Here is a 12,299-nt window from a genome sequence, read left to right on the forward strand (position 1 = left end):
CAGTGGTGAACCGTAGGGTCGGGCCTGATGCCCGAGAAACCTGCCACCCCCGAGGACCGCCCCGCCGACCGATCGGCGGTGCGGGTCCTGCTGCGGCTCTGGCCGTACGTCCGGCCCGTGCGCGGGCGGTTCTTCAGCGCCGCCGCCGTCGCGATCGTCGCCTCCTGTCTGTCGCTCGTCATCCCCCTGGTCCTGAAGTGGCTGGTGGACGGGCCGGTCTCGGACCGGGACCCGGGCGGAGTGTGGCTGGGGGCGCTGTACCTGCTGCTGCTCGGCTTCGCGGAGGCCGGTCTCTTCGGGCTGCGGCGGTGGCTGGTGGCCCGCCCGCTGTCCTCGGTGGAGGCGCGGATGCGGGAGGACCTGTACGGGCGGCTCCAGCGGCTGCCGATCGCCTTCCACGACCGGTGGGCGTCCGGCCAGCTGCTCTCGCGCGGGACGACGGACCTGATGCTGGTCCGGATGTTCCTCGCCTTCCCGCTGACCTTCCTCGTGGTGAACGGGGTGACGCTGCTGGCCGGTTGCGCCCTGCTGCTCGCGCAGGACTGGTCGCTCGGCCTGGTGCTGCTGACGCCCGTGGTGCCGGTGGTGGTCCTCTGCTCGTTCTTCGAGAGCCGGTACGCGGTCGTCACGCGCCGCGCCCAGGACCAGGTCGGCGATCTGACAACGGTCGTCGAGGAGAGCGTCCTCGGCATCCGCGTCGTCAAGGGCTTCGGCCGGCACCGCAGCCAGGCGGAGTCCTTCCGCCGGCTCGCCCGGCTGCTGCGCTCCACCGAGCTGGCCAAGGCGCGGCTGCTCGCGCTGATCTGGGCGCTCATCACGATCCTGCCGGAGCTGGCGATCGGGGCGACGCTGGTCCTCGGCACGGTCGAGGTCGCGGACGGCGACCTGTCGGCGGGCACGCTCGTCGCCTTCCTGTCGACGGCGCTCGCGCTGCGCTGGCCGGTGGAGTCGATCGGCTTCCTGCTCGCGATGAGCCAGGAGGCGGCGACGGCCACCGAGCGGTACTTCGAGGTGATGGACGCGGAGGTGGAGCCGGACACGGCGGCGGGCGGCGGGCGCGCGGGCGCGGGCCCGGACGGCGTGCGCTTCGAAGGGGTCTCGTTCCGGTACCCGGACGCCCCGGAGGGGACGCCGCCGGTCCTGGACGGCATCGACCTGCACATCCGGCCCGGGGAGACCCTCGCCCTGGTCGGCGCCACGGGTTCCGGCAAGACCACGCTCACCGCGCTCGTCCCGCGGCTGCACGAGGCGACCGGCGGACGGATCCTGCTGGACGGCGAGGACATCGCCCTGATGGACCGGGAGCGGCTGCGGTCGCTGGTGTCGGTGGCCTTCGAGGAGCCGACGCTGTTCTCGGCGAGCGTCGGGGAGAACGTGCTGATGGGCGCGGGTCCGGACGCCGGCGGTCCGGAGCTGCGGCGCGCCCTCGGGATCGCGCAGGCGGAGGGCTTCGTGGACCGGCTGCCGGAGGGCACCGCGACGCAGGTCGGCGAGCAGGGGCTGAGCCTGTCGGGCGGGCAGCGGCAGCGGCTCGCGCTGGCCCGGGCGGTGGTCGGCCGGCCGCGCTTCCTGGTCCTGGACGATCCCCTGTCGGCGCTCGACGTGCACACGGAGGCGCGGGTGGAGGCGGCCCTGCGCGAGGTGCTGAAGGAGACGACGGCGCTGGTCGTGGCGCACCGGCCGTCGACGGTGATGCTGGCCGACCGGGTGGCGCTGCTCTCGGGCGGGCGGGTCGCGGCGGTCGGCACCCATCAGGAACTGCTGCGGAGCAGCGGCGAGTACGCGTGGCTGATGGCCGGCGAGGGGGACGGGGAACGATGACGGAGACCACGCTCGCGCGCCCGGACGACGAGGAGGAGCGGGCGGAGGCGTCCGGTCCGGGCGACCCGTTCGACCGGGACGACCTGCCGGCTCCGCGCGGGGCGACCGGGGCGCTGCTGCGCTCGCTGCTGGCCGGGCACCGGTTCCGGGTGGCGGTGGCGGCGCTGGTGCTGCTGGTGAAGGAGGCCGCGGTGCAGGCGGGCCCGCTGCTCGTGGCGTACGCGATCGACCGGGGCGTGCCGGCCTTCCGGGCCGGTGACCACGGGCCGCTGGTCGCGGTGGCGGTCGGCTACCTGCTGTGCGCGGTGGGCGCGGGGGCGCTCCAGTACGGCTTCGTGCGGGGCGCGGCGCGGATCAACCAGGACGTGCTGCTCGACCTGCGGGGCCGGATCTTCCGGCACGCGCAGGTGCTGAGCGTGGACTTCCACGAGCGGTACACCTCGGGGCGGCTGATCTCGCGGTCGACGACGGACGTGGAGTCGCTGCGGGAGCTGCTGTCGGAGGGGCTGCAGGAACTGGTCGGGGTGGTGCTGTCGTTCGTGTCGATCTCGCTGGTGCTGCTCTGGCTGGACCTGGGGATCGGCGCGGTGGCGGTGGCCTCGTTCGGGCCGCTGTACCTGCTGGTGCGGAGCTACCGGCGGCGGGCGGGCGCGGTGTACGCGGAGCGGTCGACGGCGATCGCCGGGGTGATCGTGAAGTTCGCGGAGACGATGAACGGCATCCGGCCGGTGCGGGCCTTCCGCCGGGAGCGGGTGAACGACGCGGAGTTCGCGGGGCTGAACCGCCGGCACGAGCGGAGCAACGGGGACGCGCTCCTGGAGATGGCCCGCTATGTGGTGGGCTCGCGCCTCGTGGCGAACACAGCGGTGGCCGGAATGTGCCTGTGGGGCGCCTACCGGGTCGCGGAGGGTTCCCTGGAGCTGGGCGTGCTCGCGGCGGCGGTGCTGTACGTGCGGCGGCTGTACGACCCGATCGACCGGCTCGGGATGTTCCTCAACTCGTACGAGTCGGCGGCCGCTTCGCTCACGAAGATCGCGGGGCTGCTCGCGCAGGAGCCGGGCGTGCCGGAGGCGGAGGCCCCGCGCGAGCTGCCGGCCCGGGCGGGGGCGGCGCCGGGCCGGGAGGTCGTCTTCGACGGGGTGCGGTTCGCCTACCGGACGGGCGGCGAGGTGCTGCCCCGCTTCTCCCTGCGGATCCCGGCCGGGCAGACGGTGGCGGTGGTCGGCGCGACCGGCGCGGGCAAGTCGACGCTGGCGAAGCTGCTCGCCCGCTTCTACGACCCGACGGAGGGCCGGGTCCTGCTCGACGGCGTGGACCTGCGCGAGCTGTCGACGCCCGAACTGCGGCGGGGGGTGGTGATGGTGACGCAGGAGGCGTTCCTCTTCTCCGGCACGGTCGCGGAGAACATCGCGATCGGACGCCCGGACGCGTCCCGGGAGGAGATCGAGCGGGCGGCGAAGGCGATCGGCGCGCACGAGTTCATCGCCGGCCTGCCGGACGGCTACGACACCGACGTACGGAAGCGGGGCGGCCGCATCTCGGCCGGTCAGCGCCAGCTGGTGGCCTTCGCGCGGGCGCTCCTGGCGGATCCGGCGGTGCTCATCCTGGACGAGGCGACGAGCTCCCTGGACGTGCCGGGCGAGCGGGCGGTGCAGCACGCGATGGACACGGTCCTGGCGGGCCGCACGGCGGTGGTCATCGCCCACCGCCTGTCCACGGTGGAGGTCGCGGACCGGGTCCTGGTGATGGAGGCGGGCCGGATCGTCGAGGACGGCGCTCCGGCCGAACTCGTCGGCGGCGAGGGCCGCTACGCGGGCCTCCACCGCGCCTGGCGGGACTCGCTGGCGGGCTGACGGCGGGGTGGGGCCCCCGGAGGGCGTACGGGGCGCCCTGGCGGGGCACGCGTACGGGGCGAGGGGCCGCGGCGCGTGCAGGGCGACGGGGTGCCGGGCACGCGTACGGGGGCGACGGGGCCGGGGGCCCGACCGCGTTCGGGCGGGCGCCCGGCGGTGCGGACCAGGTCCGGGCGCGCCCAGCACCCAGCGGCACGGACCCCGACCGGGTACGCGCCCGGCGACAGGGACCGCGTTCGGGCGGGCGCCCGGCGGTGCGGACCGCGACCGGGCGTGCCGCGCGACCGTTCTCGCCGGACGGCCCGGGGCGCGGACGCGGAGGGTCCTGTTCCCGCCGAAATGTTTCGGCCATCGCGCCGGTAAAGCCGTCTCGTGTCCGAAGGGCGGGACGGGTAACGGCGCGCCGACCGAACGCCGGGCGGCCCGCGCGGCGTTCCCGCACGCCGAACGGGGTGTGCCGCTTCACCCAAGATCGATGAAACGTCCGGTTAACGAACGTGACCGTACGCGCACCGGACGACTTCCGGCCAAGTTGTTGACGCGCTCCTGACAGGTACCGGCGGTAGCTGCCACTCTCTCCCAGGTTCCTCGCAATCGCGTTCGCCGCATCACCCGTTCGTGTGTCACCGCTCTGCTTGCACCACCCGGCCCGCCCACCCAACGGACCGGTACCCCCCTCGCAAAAGGAGTCCGCGTGAGATCCACGCCCAGCCGCCGTGCCACCGCGACCGGCGCTCTCGTCGCAGCCGCCGCCATGATCGCCGTCGGCGTCCAGGCCGGCAGCGCCTCCGCCGGCGTCACCGGCACGACCGCCGCCCCGGCTTCGGCCCTCGGGAAGGTCAACCCGGGCAAGCTCCCCGCCGACCTCTCCCCCGCCCAGCGCACCGCGCTGATCAAGGCCGCCGACGCCGACAAGGCCGAGACGGCCAAGGAGCTGGGCCTCGGCAGCCAGGAGCAGCTCGTCGTCCGCGACGTAGTCCAGGACCGCGACGGCACCACCCACACGCGCTACGAGCGCACCTACGCGGGCCTCCCGGTCCTCGGCGGCGACCTGATCGTGGCCGAGTCCAAGGCGGGCGCCACCACCGGCGTCGCCAAGTCCTCCCGCGCGGAGCTGAAGAACGTCGACCTGTCGGCCACCGTCGCCCCCGCCGCCGCGGAGAAGCAGGCCGTCGGCCTGGCCGCCGCCGAGGGCTCGAAGGCCACCAAGAGCGAGCGCGCCCCGCGCAAGGTCGTCTGGATGGGGCAGAGCGGCTCCCCGGTCCTGGCGTACGAGACCGTCGTCGGCGGCCTCCAGCACGACGGCACTCCGAACGAGCTGCACGTCGTCACGGACGCCAAGTCCGGCGCCAAGCTGTACGAGTGGCAGGCCGTGCACACCGGCACCGGCAACACCCAGTACAGCGGCCAGGTGACGCTCGGCACCGCGCCGTCGTACACCCTGACCGACACCACCCGCGGCAACCACAAGACGTACAACCTCAACCGCGGCACCTCCGGCACCGGGACGCTCTTCTCCGGCTCGGACGACGTCTGGGGCGACGGCACGCCGTCCAACCTGGAGACGGCCGGCGCCGACGCCCACTACGGCGCCGCGCTCACCTGGGACTACTACAAGAACGTGCACGGCCGCAGCGGCATCCGCGGCGACGGCGTCGGCGCGTACTCCCGGGTCCACTACGGCAACGCGTACGTCAACGCCTTCTGGCAGGACTCCTGCTTCTGCATGACGTACGGCGACGGCGCGGCCAACGCCAAGCCGCTCACGTCCATCGACGTGGCCGCCCACGAGATGACCCACGGCCTGACCTCGGTCACCGCCAAGCTCGTCTACAGCGGCGAGTCCGGCGGCCTCAACGAGGCCACCTCCGACATCTTCGCGGCGGCCGTCGAGTTCTACGCCAACAACCCCAACGACAAGGGCGACTACCTCGTCGGCGAGAAGATCGACATCCGCGGCAACGGCACCCCGCTCCGCTACATGGACAAGCCCAGCAAGGACGGCTCGTCCAAGGACGCGTGGTACTCGGGCATCGGCTCGATCGACGTCCACTACTCCTCGGGCCCGGCGAACCACTTCTTCTACCTGCTCTCCGAGGGCAGCGGCGTCAAGACCGTCAACGGCGTGACGTACGACTCGCCGACCTCCGACGGCCTCCCGGTCACCGGCATCGGCATCGACAAGGCCCGGATGATCTGGTTCAAGGCGCTCACCACGAAGTGGACCTCGTCCACCAACTACGCGGGCGCCCGCACCGGCACGGTCGCGGCCGCCGAGGAGCTGTACGGGGCCGGCAGCCCCGAGGCCCTCGCCGTCCAGCACGCCTGGGCCGCCGTCAACGTCGGCACCCGCCCCGGCGGCACCACCCCGCCCGACGGCAAGGTCTTCGAGAACACGGCCGACGTCGCCATCCCGGACTCCCCCGGCGCCGCGGTCACCTCGACGGTCAACGTCACCGGCGTCACCGGCAACGCCCCCAGCAACCTCTCCGTCGGTGTGAACATCGTCCACACCTACATCGGTGACCTGGTCGTCGACCTCGTCGCCCCCGACGGCTCGGTCTACAACCTGCACAACCGCTCCGGCGGCAGCGCGGACAACATCGTCCAGACCTACACCGTGAACGCCTCCTCCGAGGTCGCCAACGGTGCCTGGAAGCTCCGCGTCCAGGACAAGGCCGGCGCCGACACCGGCTACATCAACAGCTTCAAGCTGACCTTCCCGTAACCCGGGAGGCACGGCCCGGAGCACACACACGACGGACGCCCGGAGGGATCCCATCCCTCCGGGCGTCCGCCCGTTCACCCCAGCTCGTCCCGCGAGCCGAGCCGCCCGCCGGTGAAGCACAGCCGGTAGACCGGCACCTCCGCGAAGACCGTCGCCCGGTAGTACCGGCACTCGTCCGCGCCCGCCGGCTCCGGCGGCAGCCCCGCCGGCGGCGCCTCCAGAGCGTGGTCGGGCAGGTCGTCCACCAGCTCCGCGTACGCCTGGCCGACCAGCAGCCGCGCGTAGTTGTCGGGCTCCAGGTACGAACGGGACTGCGACCACAGCGCCACGCCCGCCGTCAGCACCGACAACGCCGCGAGCAGCGCCAGCGGGATCCAGATCGCCCGCACCAGGTCCTGCCGGACCCGGCGGCGGGCCCGGTCCAGCTCCCGGGCCGAGGTCGGCGCGGCCGGCACCGCGGCCGGCGCCCGCCGCGGCAGCACCGCCGTCAGCGCGAAGCCGCCGCCGCGCACCGGGCCGTGGGTCAGGGTGCCGCCCGCGAGCCGGACCCGCTCGTCCAGGCCGACGAGCCCGAAGCCCCCGGAGGACGGCTCCCCAGGCCCGTCGCCCGGCCCGCTCGCCACCCGTACCGTCACCCGCGCCGCGGTCTCCCGCAGTTCGACGGTGACGGCGGCGCCCGGCGCGTGCTTCGCCGCGTTCGTCAGCCCCTCCTGCACCACCCGGCGCAGCGCCATGCCCGCCATGCCCGGCGGCTCCGGCACCGGGCCGTCACCGCGCAGGGTCACGTCGAGCCCGGAGGCCCTGGCCCGGTCCACCAGCTCGCCGACCGTCTCCCCGGCCGGCGTCGTCGGCGCCCCCTCCCCCTCCTCCCGCAGCACCCCGACGACGTCCCGCAGCCGCTCGGTCGCCTCCGCCGCCGCCCGCCGCAGCTCGCCCGCCGCCCGCTGCTGCTCGGGCCCGAGGCCCGGATCCACCTCCAGGGCGCCCGCCCGCACCGCGATCAGCGCCAGGTCGTGGCCGAGGGAGTCGTGCATGTCCCCGGCGATCCGCGACCGCTCCCGCAGCCGCTCCCGGTCGGCGACCGCCGCCTGCTCCCGCTCCATCCGGTCGGCGAGCTCCCAGCCGCTGCGCACCAGCCGGTCGTACTGGCGGACGTACCGGCCGATCAGCCAGGGCGCCACGACGGCCAGGGCCAGGGCGAGCAGCAGGGTGAACCAGGGGCCGAGGGAGGTGCCGGTGAACCGGGTGAGCACCAGGCCCACGGCGGCCACCGCCCCGAACAGCCAGAGCGAGCCGCGGGTGTGGTCCTGCCGCCGCCCGGCGAGATAGCCGAAGGCGACCAGGGCGAGGCTGTACGAGGGCGTGAACAGCTCCAGGGAGGCGGGCAGGCTGGCGGCGACCGTGACCGCGAGCGGCAGCAGCGGCCACCGGCGGCTGACGGCGACGCAGCCGCCGAGGACGGTGACCCCGGCGGCGACCTGGAACCAGGACCCGCCGTCGTTCGGGTCGGAGCGCAGCAGCACCGGGAGCGAGAGCAGCAGCCACAGCGCCAGGTCGAAGAGGCGCCGGCGCGCCGCCGAGACCTCAGGCACCGGAGGGCCCGGGGTCGGCGGCGAGTCCCGCTTCGTGGGCGAGGACCGCGAGCTGGACCCGGTTGCGCAGGCCGAGGCGGGCGAGGACGGCGCTGACGTGGGCCTTCACGGTGCCCTCGACCACGTGCATGCGGGCGGCGATCTCCTGGTTGGAGCAGCCCGCCGCGAGCAGCGAGACGACCTCCCGCTCGCGGCCGGTGAGCGGCGCGAGCCGGGCCCGGGCCGCGGCGGCGCGGGTGAGCCGCTCGCCGCCGAGGGTGTCGATGACCCGGCGGGCGACGGTCGGCGAGAGGGCGGCGCCGCCGGCGGCGACCGCGCGGACCCCGGCGATCAGCTCCCGCGGGTCGCCGGACTTCAGGAGGAAGCCGCCGACGCCGGTGCCGAGGGCCCGGGCGATGTAGTCGTCCTCGGAGAAGGTGGTGAGCATGACGACCGCGGTCCCCGGCAGGGTGCGGCGGAGCGCGTCGGCGGCGGCGAGGCCGTCGAGCCGGGGCATCCGGATGTCGAGGAGGGCGACGTCGGGCCGGTGGAGCCGGGCCAGCTCCACCGCCTCGTGTCCGTCGCCCGCCTCGGCGACCACCTCGATCCCCGGGTCGGTGGTGAGGATGGCCCGCACCCCGGCGCGGATCATCGTCTCGTCGTCGGCCAGCAGCACCCTGATCATGCCGTCCAGCCTAGGCACCCGCCCGGGTCCCCCCGGCGGCTACCTCAGGAGCACCCCCGCCCCCTCACTGCCCGGGTCCTCCGGCAGCGCGATCAGGCCGGGTTCGGCGGGGTGGGCGAGGAGCGGGTGGGAGGGCAGGACGCGGACGGTGCAGCCGAAGGGGCCGGTGCGGTCGAGCTCCAGGGTGCCGGCGTAGGGCTGGCGGCCGTCCAGGTCCGGGCCGCCGACGGGCTTGAGGGCGACCGTGCGGGTGCCGGTGAGGGTGTCGTCGGCGTCCACGCGGCCGGTCACGGCCTGCACCTCGACGTCGTCCGGGGAGAGGCCGCCGAGCGCGACCCGCACCCGGACGCAGGGCGTGGCGCCCAGCTCCGCCCCGGTCTCGGCGAGGTCGTCGCCGATCTCGACGTGGTCCACCGAGACGCCCGGCCAGGCCGCCCGGACCCGGGCCTTCCAGGCGGCGAGCTCGCGCGCCCGGTCGGGGGTGAGCACCCGGCGGGCCGCGGCGGCGGGGACGTACAGCCGCTCCACGTACTCGCGGACCATCCGGTCGGCGAGGACCTTGGGGCCGAGTTCGGTGAGGGTGCGGCGGACCATGGCGGTCCAGGCGGCGGGGACGCCGTCGGGGCCCCGGTCGTAGAAGCGGGGGGCGACCCGGCGCTCGATCAGCTCGTAGAGGGCGGCGGCCTCCAGGTCGTCGCGGCGCTCCTCGTCGGCCGCGGCGGCCCCGTCGGCGGTGGGGATGGCCCAGCCGAACTCGGGCTCGTACCACTCGTCCCACCAGCCGTCGAGGACGGAGAGGTTGAGGCAGCCGTTGAGGGCGGCCTTCATGCCGCTGGTGCCGCACGCCTCCAGGGGACGGAGCGGGTTGTTGAGCCAGACGTCGCAGCCGGGGTAGAGGCCGCGGGCCATCTCCATGCCGTAGTCGGGCAGGAAGACGATCCGGTGCCGGACGCGCGGGTCGTCGGCGAAGCGGACGAGCTCCTGCACGAGCTTCTTGCCGCCGTCGTCGGCCGGGTGGGCCTTGCCGGCGACGACGAGCTGCACCGGCCGCTCGGGGTGGAGCAGCAGGGCGCGCAGCCGCTCCTTGTCGCGGAGCATCAGGGTGAGCCGCTTGTAGGAGGGGACCCGGCGGGCGAAGCCGACGGTGAGGACGTCGGGGTCGAGGACGGAGTCGGTCCAGCCGAGTTCGGCGGCGGCCGCGCCGCGCTGGCGCCAGGAGGCGCGCAGCCGGTCCCGGACGTCGGCGACGAGCCGGGCGCGCAGCGTGCGGCGCAGTTCCCACAGCTCGCGGTCGCTCGCGTCGGGGCCGAGGCGGGCGGCCTCGGGGGCGGTCCAGGTGGGGGCGTGGACGCCGTTGGTGATGGAGGTGATCGGCACCTCCTCGGCGTCGAATCCGGGCCAGAGTCCGGCGAACATCTCGCGGCTGACGGCGCCGTGGAGGGTGGAGACGCCGTTGGCGCGCTGGGCGAGGCGCAGGCCCATGGCGGCCATGTTGAAGACGCCGGGCTGGCCGCCGAGCGGGGTCTCGTCGCCGAGGGCGAGGATCCGGCCGGTGTCGAGGCCGGGCAGGGCGCCGTCGTCGCCGAGGTGGCGGGCGACGAGTTCCCGGTCGAAGCGGTCGATGCCTGCGGGCACGGGGGTGTGGGTGGTGAAGACGGTCCCGGCCCGGACGGTCTCCAGGGCGGCGTCGAAGTCGAGCCCGGCGCCCTGGAGTTCACGGATCCGTTCGAGCCCGAGGAAGCCGGCGTGGCCCTCGTTGGTGTGGAAGACCTCGGGCTCGGGGTGGCCGGTGAGCCGGGTGTACGTGCGGACGGCGCGGACGCCGCCGATGCCGAGCAGCATCTCCTGGAGGAGCCGGTGCTCGCTGCCGCCGCCGTACAGCCGGTCGGTGACGGACCGCTCGCCGGGGGCGTTCTCCTCGACGTCCGAGTCGAGCATCAGCAGCGGGACGCGGCCGACCTGGGCGACCCAGATCTGGGCGTGCAGGCTCCGGCCGCCGGGCAGGGCGAGCGCGATGCCGGCGGGCCCGCCGTCGGCCTCCCGGAGCAGCGAGACCGGCAGCTCGCCGGGGTCGAGGACGGGGTACTGCTCCTGCTGCCAGCCGTCCCGTCCGAGGGACTGGCGGAAGTAGCCGTGGCGGTAGAGCAGCCCGACGCCGACGAGCGGCACGCCGAGGTCGCTGGCGGACTTGAGGTGGTCGCCGGCGAGGATGCCGAGCCCGCCGGAGTACTGGGGCAGTGCGGCGGCGACGCCGAACTCGGGCGAGAAGTAGGCGAGGGCGGCGGGCCCGTCGCCGGAGACCCGCTCCTGGTACCAGCGGGGCCGCTCCAGGTAGCCGTCGAGGTCCTCGGCGGCGGTGGCGAGCCGGTCGAGGAAGTCCCGGTCGGCGGCGAGGGCGGCGAGCCGCGGCGCCTCCAGGGCGCCGAGGACGCGGACGGGGTCGGCGCCCGCGAGCCCCTCGGGGGCCAGGGAGTCGAAGAGGGCACGGGTCGGCTCGTGCCACGACCAGCGCAGGTTGCGCGCCAGGGCGGCGAGGGGTCGAAGGGTGTCGGGGAGGACAGGACGCACGGTGAATCGACGGATTGCCTTCACGTGTCCCACCTTCGCAGGCCGGTGACGCTACGGAGCGGACGCACCACGCTGTGCGCCCGGCGTGCCGCTCCGAGCGTAGGTCCGCCGGCCCCGCTCCGGCCACGGTGCACCCCCGGGTCCCGGGCGCACGGGCGGGGCGCCGGGGGCGCGCGGGACGCGCCGGCGGTTCAGATCCTGCGGGGCGCCGCGGCCCGGTACTCGCCCGGGGTCATGCCGTGGGCGGTGCGGAAGGCGAGGTGGAAGCCCACGCGGCTCCGGTAGCCGACGCGGGCGGGTACGGCCGACTGGGGGAGCCCGGTCCCGGCGAGCAGCCGGGCGGCCTCGCGCATCCGGCGGGCCGTCAGGTGGCGGGCCGGGGAGGTGCCGACGGCCGCGCGGAAGGCGGCGGTGAAGGCGGAGCGGCCCATGCCGGCCTCGCGGGCGAGGGTCACCACCGTCCACGGCTCGGCGTAGCGGTGCTCGATGGCGGCGAGGGCGCGGGCGATGCCGGGGTGGGCGCACGGGCCGTCCGGGGGGTGCGGGGCGGCGAGGACGAGCGCGGTCTCCAGGACGCGCAGGGCGAGCAGCCGGTCCCCGGGGCCCGCGCGGCGGCCGGGGGCGGCGAGCGCCCCGAGGGTCTCGCGCAGCAGCGGCGCGCCCTCGACGCGCCGCCGTTCGAGCCGGAGCGCGCGCGGGAGCGCCGCCATGAGGGGCGGCGCGCCCCGGAGGTCGTAGCCGGCCCGTACGGTGAGCACCCGGGCGCCCTCCTCCTCCGTCCCGCCGACCAGGCGCACCTCCGCGGGCGGCGCGCCGGGGGGCGAAGCGCCGGGGCGGTCGGCCGGCGGTCCGTCGGGGGTCGGGCCGGCGGGGCCCGCGGTGAGCCGGTGGGGGGTGCCGGTCGGCAGGAGTGCCAGGTCACCGGGGGTGAGGTCGAGGGGGCCCGCGCCCCCGAGGTCGAGTCTGCACCGCCCGGCCAGCACGTGGTGGAGGACGGCCCGGGCCGGTTGCGTGTCCATGCGCGTCTCCCGTCTTCTCCGGTGACGACGGACCGTCAGCGTAACGAGCGGCGG

The 12,299-nt window shown here is 75.4% G+C and carries 7 protein-coding genes; 3 read left to right on the top strand and 4 right to left on the bottom strand.

Going from position 1 to position 12,299, the window contains the following annotated elements; translation table 11 throughout:
* Positions 1-27 precede the first annotated feature (27 nt).
* The 3 genes from ACFZCF_RS06560 to ACFZCF_RS06570 all read left to right on the top strand — a co-directional run bounded on the left by ACFZCF_RS06560 (position 28) and on the right by ACFZCF_RS06570 (position 6,402).
* Positions 28-1,821, top strand: coding sequence for an ABC transporter transmembrane domain-containing protein (locus tag ACFZCF_RS06560; RefSeq protein WP_391285043.1), 1,794 nt, complete (start codon positions 28-30; stop codon positions 1,819-1,821).
* Positions 1,818-3,674: an ATP-binding cassette domain-containing protein gene (locus tag ACFZCF_RS06565; protein ID WP_391285045.1), complete on the top strand. Its 1,857-nt coding sequence runs from the start codon at positions 1,818-1,820 to the stop codon at positions 3,672-3,674. Before ACFZCF_RS06560 ends, ACFZCF_RS06565 begins: the two co-directional genes overlap by 4 nt.
* A gap of 694 nt (positions 3,675-4,368) precedes the next feature.
* A complete protein-coding gene (locus ACFZCF_RS06570) occupies positions 4,369-6,402 on the top strand; it encodes a M4 family metallopeptidase (protein WP_391285047.1) in 2,034 nt (677 codons plus the stop codon).
* A 74-nt stretch (positions 6,403-6,476) separates the two neighbouring features.
* Here ACFZCF_RS06570 and ACFZCF_RS06575 read toward each other — a convergent pair whose 3' ends face one another.
* The 4 genes from ACFZCF_RS06575 to ACFZCF_RS06590 all read right to left on the bottom strand — a co-directional run bounded on the left by ACFZCF_RS06575 (position 6,477) and on the right by ACFZCF_RS06590 (position 12,245).
* Positions 6,477-7,994 carry a sensor histidine kinase gene (locus ACFZCF_RS06575; protein WP_388436108.1) on the bottom strand — a complete coding sequence of 506 codons (1,518 nt, stop codon included), beginning with the start codon at positions 7,992-7,994 and terminating at the stop codon, positions 6,477-6,479.
* Positions 7,987-8,658 (bottom strand): response regulator, encoded by a 672-nt coding sequence (locus tag ACFZCF_RS06580; RefSeq protein ID WP_388436112.1) that lies wholly within the window; start codon positions 8,656-8,658, stop codon positions 7,987-7,989. The genes ACFZCF_RS06575 and ACFZCF_RS06580 overlap by 8 nt, the downstream gene beginning before the upstream one ends.
* Before the next feature lie 39 nt (positions 8,659-8,697).
* Positions 8,698-11,250 carry an alpha-glucan family phosphorylase gene (glgP, locus tag ACFZCF_RS06585; protein ID WP_391285051.1) on the bottom strand — a complete coding sequence of 851 codons (2,553 nt, stop codon included), beginning with the start codon at positions 11,248-11,250 and terminating at the stop codon, positions 8,698-8,700.
* Between the two features lie 167 nt (positions 11,251-11,417).
* Positions 11,418-12,245: a helix-turn-helix domain-containing protein gene (locus ACFZCF_RS06590; protein WP_391285053.1), complete on the bottom strand. Its 828-nt coding sequence runs from the start codon at positions 12,243-12,245 to the stop codon at positions 11,418-11,420.
* Positions 12,246-12,299 lie beyond the last annotated feature (54 nt).

This window comes from Streptomyces sp. NPDC007945 (assembly GCF_042958885.1).
GTDB lineage: Bacteria > Actinomycetota > Actinomycetes > Streptomycetales > Streptomycetaceae > Streptomyces.

Coding starts and splice junctions, on each gene's coding strand:
- ACFZCF_RS06565 (WP_391285045.1), top strand. CDS start 1,818: ATGACGGAGACCACGCTCGCGCGCCCGGACGACGAGGAGGAGCGGGCG.
- ACFZCF_RS06580 (WP_388436112.1), bottom strand. CDS start 8,658: ATGATCAGGGTGCTGCTGGCCGACGACGAGACGATGATCCGCGCCGGG.
- ACFZCF_RS06590 (WP_391285053.1), bottom strand. CDS start 12,245: ATGGACACGCAACCGGCCCGGGCCGTCCTCCACCACGTGCTGGCCGGG.
- ACFZCF_RS06560 (WP_391285043.1), top strand. CDS start 28: ATGCCCGAGAAACCTGCCACCCCCGAGGACCGCCCCGCCGACCGATCG.